Genomic DNA, 7147 nt, shown 5'->3' on the forward strand with positions numbered 1-7147 from the left:
GACTCCGGGCAGACTCTGGATCGTGAGGGAAAGCCGGACGGGCCGCCGCCGCATGGGCGGGGGCCGTCCGGCGGGCCGCGAAGGCGGACCGGGCGGCCGGTCCCGCGCGCCTCACCGTCCCCCTCCTTCCCCGGCGCCCCCGACGGCGGGCATGTCGGTAGCGGTCGGTGACAGATCACCTCACGGCGAGTGGACGGCCCGCGTACGGGTAGCCGCCCTGTGCCGAGCCCGCGGGACGACCGCGCTGCGGGAGGCGTTCGATTCCGGAGGTGACCGATGTCCAGTACGGCCCTGAACAGGGGATTGACACCACAGTCGATCATCTCGCTGCCCGGCGTGTACCGCCCTCAGGCGGATACCAGGCTCCTCGCGTACGCACTGGCCCAAGAAGACCTGGGCCCTGCCACGGAACTGCTGGAGATCGGTACCGGAACCGGCGCCCTCGCCCTGAGCGCGGCCGCCCGGGGCGCCCGGGTCACGGCCGTCGACGTGTCCTGGCCGGCGGTGGCGACCGCCCGTCTGAACGCGCTCCGCCGCCGTCTGCCCCTGCGCGTCCTGCACGGGGACTTCGCGGCCCGCACGCGGGGCCGACGCTTCGACATGCTCCTGACGAACCCGCCGTACGTGCCCTCCCCCGAGCCCGGGCTGCCGTCGCGCGGCCCGCAGCGGGCCTGGGACGCCGGCACCGACGGGCGCGGCGTCATCGACCGGATCTGCGCCGACGCCCCCGCCCTGCTCCGCCCCGGAGGGATCCTGCTCATGGTGCACTCCGGAATGTGCGGGGCGCGGGAGACCATCGGCCGGCTGGAGCGGGAGGGCCTGACCGCCCAGGTGACCGTCCGGGCCTCCGTGCCCTGGGGGCCGGTACTGCGCTCGCGCCGGGCCTGGCTCCAGGGCCGCGGCCTGGCGGAAGAGGGCGTCGAACGGGAGGAATTGGTGATCATCCGTGCCCAGCACCTCTGACCGCGCCACTGACGCCTCCGCGCCCGCCTCCACCGCCGGCGCTCCCGGCGCCGCTGCCGCCACCGCTGCCGGCGCCTGTCGCCCGGCCCGCCGTGTGAGCGTGGAACCGGCTGGTCCGGTTCTGGTGGAGGGGCCCGTCGAGATCCTCTTGGAGGACGGGACCCTCGCCCGCTCGGACCGGTTCACCGTCGCCGTGTGCACCTGCCGGCGCAGCCGCATCTATCCCTGGTGCGACACCAGCCACCGCCCCCGGCAACGCACCGCGCCGCCGTCCGGCGGCAGCGACACCGACACCGACACCGACACCGACACCGACGGGAGCCCGCGATGACCAGCGCCGCACCGACGACCGCCACCGCCACCGCCGCCGCCGGCCCCGGCCTGGTGACCGGTCGCGGCGGGCTTTCGGCCGCCGTGGTGGAGGCTCTGCGGCATGGCGGTCCGCCGCAGTACGCGCCGGGGGCGGTGCTGAAGGCCGACCCGTGGGGGGAGGACCTCCAGCTGGCCCTCTACCTGCTCTACGAGCTGCACTACCGGGGCTTCGCGGGCGTGGACGACGAACGGGAATGGGACCCGGACCTGCTGCGGCTGCGCCAGGCCCTGGAAGCCCGCTTCCTGCACGCCCTGCGCACCGGCGTGTCCGGGACGCCCACGTCGGTGGAGGAGACGTTCGCTCCCCTGCTCGTGGAACCCCTCGACCTCTCCGGCAGCCTCAGCCACCGGCTCGCGACCCGCGGCGAGCTGTGGCAGCTCCGCGAGTACGCCGCCCTGCGCTCCCTCTACCACCTCAAGGAAGCCGACCCCCACGTCTGGGTGATCCCACGGCTCACCGGCCGCGCCAAAGCCGCCATGGCCGCCATCGAATACGACGAGTTCGGCGCGGGACACCCCGACCGGATCCACGCCCGCCTCTTCGGCGCCCTCATGAGCGACCTCGGCCTGGACCCCGCCTACGGCCGCTACCTCGACCAGGCCCCCGCGCCCCTCCTGGCCACCGTCAACCTGATGTCCCTCTTCGGCCTGCACCGCGCCCTGCGCGGCGCACTCGTCGGCCACTTCGCCTGCCTCGAAGTCACCTCCTCACCCGGCTCCCGCCGCCTCGCCACCGCCATGCGGCGCTGCGGAGCCGGCCCCGCCGCCCAGCACTTCTACACCGAACACGTCGAAGCCGACGCCGTCCACGAACACGTCGTACGCCACGACGTCATCGGCGGCCTCCTCACCGACGAGCCCCACCTCGAACCCGACATCGCCTTCGGCTGCGCCGCGACCCTCCTCCTCGAAGACCGCCTCACCGACCACCTCCACACCGCCTGGGAACAAGGCCACAGCGCCCTGCGCACCCCGCTGCCCGCCGCCTGAGCCGACGCCCGGGGTGCCGGTTCGTACGCAATGCCCCAGTCTGGGCACGGACAGCAGGCGTACCGGTCCTGCGTACGGAGCACGGAGGAGGCCGCGGTGGCGGACGGCAGCGATCCACGGCCCGGACCCGGAGCCGGTGCGGTTCCCCGCGGGCCGGGCGGGGCGACCGCTCCCCCGGCGTCCCGCGTCACCTTGAAGGTCAACGGCACGGAGCACGTCCTGCGGCTGGACCACCGCGTCACCCTCCTGGACGCCCTGCGCGGGCACCTGCTCCTGACCGGGGCGAAGAAGGGCTGCGACCACGGCCAGTGCGGCGCCTGCACCGTGCTGGCCGACGGCAGGCGGGTCAACAGCTGCCTCCTGCTGGCGGTGACGCAGGACGGAGCCGACATCACCACCGTCGAGGGGCTCGGGAGCAGCGCCGGCGGTCTGCACCCCCTGCAGCGGGCCTTCCTGGAGCGGGACGCCTTCCAGTGCGGCTTCTGTACGCCCGGCCAGCTCTGCTCGGCCGTCGGAGCGATCGCGGAAGCCGCCGCCGGGCACCCCTCGCACGCCACGGGCGCGCGGGCCCTGGCCGACCCCGGCCCCGTCACCCTGACGGCGGAGGAGATCAAGGAGCGGCTGAGCGGCAACCTGTGCCGCTGCGGCGCCTACCCGCGCATCGTCGACGCCGTGAGGGACGTGACCGCGTGAAGCCGTTCGCGTATGTTCGCGCCACCGGCCTCGACGAGGCCGTCGCCGCCCACGCCCGGCACCCCGGGGCCCGCTACCTCGGTGGCGGCACCAACCTCGTCGACCTGATGAAGCTGGGGGTGGAGAGCCCGACGGCCCTCGTCGACATCTCCCGGCTCCCGCTCGACGGCGTGGAGGAGCTGGCCGGGGGAGGGCTCCGGATCGGCGCCATGACCCGCAACAGCGACGTCGCCGCCCACCCCGCCGTCAGGGCCCGCCACCCCGTCCTGTCCCAGGCGCTGCTGGCCGGCGCCTCCGGGCAGCTGCGCAACATGGCCACCACCGGCGGGAACCTGCTCCAGCGCACCCGGTGCTCCTACTTCCAGGACGTGTCCAAGCCCTGCAACAAGCGCGAGCCGGGCACCGGCTGCGGCGCCCGCGACGGGCTGCACCGCGATCACGCCGTCCTCGGGCAGTCCGAGGGGTGCATCGCGACGCACCCCTCCGACATGGCGGTGGCGCTCGCGGCGCTCGGCGCCGGCATCGAGCTGTACGGCGGGGACGGCGCCCGCACCGTGCCCGCGGCGGAGTTCCACCGGCTGCCCGGGGACCGTCCCGAGCAGGACACCGTGCTGCGCGCCGGGGAGATCGTCACCGCGGTCGTGCTGCCCGCCCCGGGGCGCGGCGCCGTCTCGCTGTACCGCAAGGCGCGCGACCGGGCCTCGTACGCCTTCGCCCTGGCCTCCGTCGCCGCCGTCCTGGAGCTCGACGCGGGCCGCGTACGGCGGGTGGCGCTCGCCTTCGGGGGGCTGGCCCACCGTCCCTGGCGGGCCACCGCGGCCGAGGCCCTGCTGGTCGGCGCCGAGCCGACGTCCGACGCGCTGCTCCGGGCGGTGCAGGCGGAGCTGGCCGCGGCCCGGCCGCTGCGCGACAACGGCTACAAGGTGGCGCTGGCCACGAACCTCGCCGTCGACGTGCTGGGGACGCTGGCCGCCCGCGCGGACGGCCGTACCCGAACCCCGTAGCCCGCACCCCGCGCTCCCGCACGCACCCGCAGTCCCCGCCGTACGGCGGCACCGTCCAGAGGAGCTCCCATGCGGCACGTCGTACTCGGTACCCCGGCCGGCCGGACCGAGGGCCCGGAGAAGGTCACGGGCGCCGCCCGGTACGCCGGCGACCACGCCCCGGCCGGCTGCGCCCACGCCTGGCCGGTGCCGGCGACGGTCGCCCGGGGCCGCGTCACCGCCGTGGACGCGGCCGCCGCGCTGGCCCTCCCCGGTGTGCTCGCCGTGCTCACGCCGCACAACGCCCCGCGGCTGGGCCCGTTCGACGACCCCACCCTCCAGGTGCTCCAGGACCCCGGGGTCCCGCACCGGGGCTGGTATGTGGCGCTGGCCGTCGCGGAGACCCCCGAGGCGGCCCGGGCGGCCGCCGGAGCCGTCGCCGTCACGTACGAGGCGGCCGGGCACGACACCGGGTTCCGCGCCGACCATCCCGGCGTCTACACGCCCGAGAAGGCCAACGGCGGACACCCCGCGCATCGCGAGCACGGCGACCCGGACGCGGCCCTGGCCGCCGCGGCCGTACGGGTGGACTGCTCCTACGCGGTGGCGCCGCTGCACAACCACCCGATGGAGCCGCACGCCGCCACCGCCCTCTGGGACGAGGCGAGCGGCCACCTCACCGTCCACGACTCGAGCCAGGGCTCGGGGCCCGTCCGCGAGGCCCTCGCGTCCCTCTTCGGCCTGCCCGAGGACCGTGTCACCGTCGTCTGCGAACACGTCGGCGGCGGATTCGGCTGCAAGGGCACCCCCCGCCCCCACGTGGTCCTGGCGGTCATGGCGGCCCGCCACACCGGCCGCCCCGTCACCCTCGCCCTGCCCCGGCGCCACCTGCCCGCCGTGGTCGGGCACCGGGCTCCGACGCTGCACCGGGTGCGGCTCGGCGCCCGTCCGGACGGCACGCTCACCGCGCTCACCCACGAGGTCACCACCCACACCTCGCGCGTCCGGGAGTTCGTCGAGCAGGCGGCCGTCCCGGGCCGTGTCATGTACGCCGTGCCCGACAGCCGCACCACCCACCGGGTCGTCGCCCTGGACGTGCCCACGCCGTCCTGGATGCGCGCCCCCGGGGAGGCCCCGGGCATGTACGCGCTCGAATCCGCCATGGACGAACTCGCCGACGCCCTCGGCATCGACCCGGTCGAGCTGCGCGTCCGCAACGAACCGGTGACCGAGCCCGACAGCGGCCGCCCCTTCAGCAGCCGGCACCTCGTGGAGTGCCTGCGGGAGGGCGCCGAGCGCTTCGGCTGGGCCTCGGCGCGCACGCCGCGCCGGGAGGGAACGGTGCTGTGCGGCACCGGTGTCGCCGCCGCGACGTACCCCGTGCTGATCTCGCCGTCCACGGCGCGGGCGCACGCCCTGGCCGACGGGAGGTTCCACGTCGAGGTCAACGCCACCGACATCGGGACCGGGGCGCGCACCGTCCTGGCGCAGGTGGCCGCCGACGCCCTGGGCGTCCCGCTCGACGCCGTCACGGTGGCCGTCGGGCACACCGGCCTGCCGTCGGCCTCCCTCGCGGGCGGCTCCAGCGGCACCGGCTCCTGGGGATGGGCGGTGCACGACGCGTGCGCCGCGCTGACCGCCCGCATGGCGGGCCGTCACGGGCCGCTCCCCGACGGGGGGCTGTCCGCGTCGGCCGACACCGCCGGGTCGGCGGGGCAGAAGTCTCCGTACTCACGCCACGCGTTCGGCGCGCACTTCGCGGACGTACGGGTCGACACGGTCACCGGCGAGGTGCGCGTCGCCCGCCTGCTCGGGGTCTTCGCCGCCGGGCGGATCCTCAACCCCGTCACGGCACGGTCCCAGTTCGTCGGCGCGATGGTGATGGGCCTGGGCATGGCGCTGACGGAGCACAGCAGCGTCGACCCCGTCCACGGGGACTTCGCCGAGAGCGACCTGGCGGCGTACCACGTCCCGGTCCACGCCGACGTGCCGGACATCGAGGCGCACTGGATCGACGAGCACGACAAGCACCTCAACCCGATGGGCAGCAAGGGGATCGGCGAGATCGGCACCGTCGGGACGGCGGCCGCGATCGGGAACGCCTTCTGCCACGCCACGGGACGGCGCCTGCGCAGCCTGCCGCTCACTCCCGACCGCGTACTGGACGTGCTCGCCTGAGCGCGGCGGCGCCGGCCGGCCGCCGTGGGGATCCGGCGGCGACGGGGCCGTGCGCCGCGGCGGCCGGCCCTGACGTAGCGTTCCGGCCATGAGCATGCCGCCACCCCAGTCCCCCGGCCCCTACGGGCCCGCGCAGCCCCCGACCCCGTACGGCGGTCCGCACCACCCCGCGCCGCCGGCGCAGAGCCCGTACCCGCAGCAGCCCTACGCGCAGCCGTTCCCCGCGCAAGGGGGCTGGGGGCAGCCGCCGATGGGGCCCCCGCCGCGCCGGAAGCGGACCGGTCTGGTGGTGGGGATCGTGGCGGCCTCGCTCGTCGGCCTCGGAGTCATCGGCTTCGCGGTGAAGCTCCTGGGAGACGCGGGACAGGTGGTGAGCGGCGCCGGATTCCCCGACGCGCGGTACCGGCTGACGGTTCCGCCGACCGTGCTGGACGGCACGTACACCCTGGCCCAGGACCTGTCGGAGACCGAGGGGAAGAAGGCCCTCGCCGGGGCCTACGACCCGAAGATCCGCGACCCGAAGCCGGCCGTCGGCCAGTACACGTCCGGTCCCGCCACGGGCATGAGCGCCCTGGTCTTCTCGGGAATGTACGGCCAGTTCAAGGACCCCGCGGCCGCCCGCCGGAAGATGATGGAGGGCGCGGCGGACGCCCAGGGTGCGACCGTCGCGGTGCCCGCCAGGGACGTCACGCCGCCCGGCTCCGGCCTCACCGTGACCTGCCAGGTCCTCACCTCGGCGCAGGGCGGCGCGACGAGCACCCTGCCGATGTGCGCGTGGGCGGACGAGAACACCGGGGCGTCGGTCGCCGTCGTGACCCCCGAGACCGTGCGGCAGAGCCCCGGCTCGGTCGATCTCCAGAAGGTGGCCGCCACGACGCTCGCGGTGCGCGAGGAGACCCGCAAGCCGATCGGCTGACCCCGACCGCCCGGGCCCGCGCCCCGGGTCGGGTCGGGGAGGGGCGTCGGGC

At 75.9% G+C, this 7147-nt stretch carries 7 protein-coding genes; all 7 read left to right on the plus strand.

Annotation, left to right across the window (positions count from 1 at the left end; all coding sequences use genetic code 11):
• Positions 1-276: 276 nt before the first annotated feature.
• The 7 genes from ABT106_RS30110 (at position 277) to ABT106_RS30140 (ending at position 7095) form a co-directional block, all read left to right on the plus strand.
• Positions 277-963, plus strand: coding sequence for a HemK2/MTQ2 family protein methyltransferase (locus ABT106_RS30110; protein WP_351283705.1), 687 nt, complete (start codon positions 277-279; stop codon positions 961-963).
• The gene (locus ABT106_RS30115; RefSeq protein ID WP_502979528.1) at positions 947-1294 is read left to right on the plus strand and encodes a CDGSH iron-sulfur domain-containing protein; all 348 of its coding nucleotides are present in this window, start codon (positions 947-949) and stop codon (positions 1292-1294) included. The genes ABT106_RS30110 and ABT106_RS30115 overlap by 17 nt, the downstream gene beginning before the upstream one ends.
• The gene (locus tag ABT106_RS30120; protein WP_351283708.1) at positions 1291-2325 is read left to right on the plus strand and encodes an iron-containing redox enzyme family protein; all 1035 of its coding nucleotides are present in this window, start codon (positions 1291-1293) and stop codon (positions 2323-2325) included. The genes ABT106_RS30115 and ABT106_RS30120 overlap by 4 nt, the downstream gene beginning before the upstream one ends.
• 30 nt (positions 2326-2355) lie before the next feature.
• Entirely contained in the window at positions 2356-3018 is a 663-nt protein-coding gene (locus ABT106_RS30125) for a 2Fe-2S iron-sulfur cluster-binding protein (protein ID WP_351283710.1), read from the plus strand.
• Positions 3015-4022 (plus strand): FAD binding domain-containing protein, encoded by a 1008-nt coding sequence (locus tag ABT106_RS30130; RefSeq protein WP_351283713.1) that lies wholly within the window; start codon positions 3015-3017, stop codon positions 4020-4022. The genes ABT106_RS30125 and ABT106_RS30130 overlap by 4 nt, the downstream gene beginning before the upstream one ends.
• Positions 4023-4091: 69 nt before the next feature.
• Positions 4092-6179 (plus strand): xanthine dehydrogenase family protein molybdopterin-binding subunit, encoded by a 2088-nt coding sequence (locus tag ABT106_RS30135; protein ID WP_351283715.1) that lies wholly within the window; start codon positions 4092-4094, stop codon positions 6177-6179.
• Between the two features lie 88 nt (positions 6180-6267).
• Complete coding sequence (locus ABT106_RS30140) at positions 6268-7095, plus strand: hypothetical protein (RefSeq protein WP_351283718.1); 828 nt, start codon at positions 6268-6270, stop codon at positions 7093-7095.
• The last annotated feature ends 52 nt before the right edge of the window (positions 7096-7147 follow it).

The sequence above is a fragment of the Streptomyces sp. NPDC002044 genome (assembly GCF_040296725.1).
Lineage (GTDB): Bacteria > Actinomycetota > Actinomycetes > Streptomycetales > Streptomycetaceae > Streptomyces > Streptomyces antarcticus.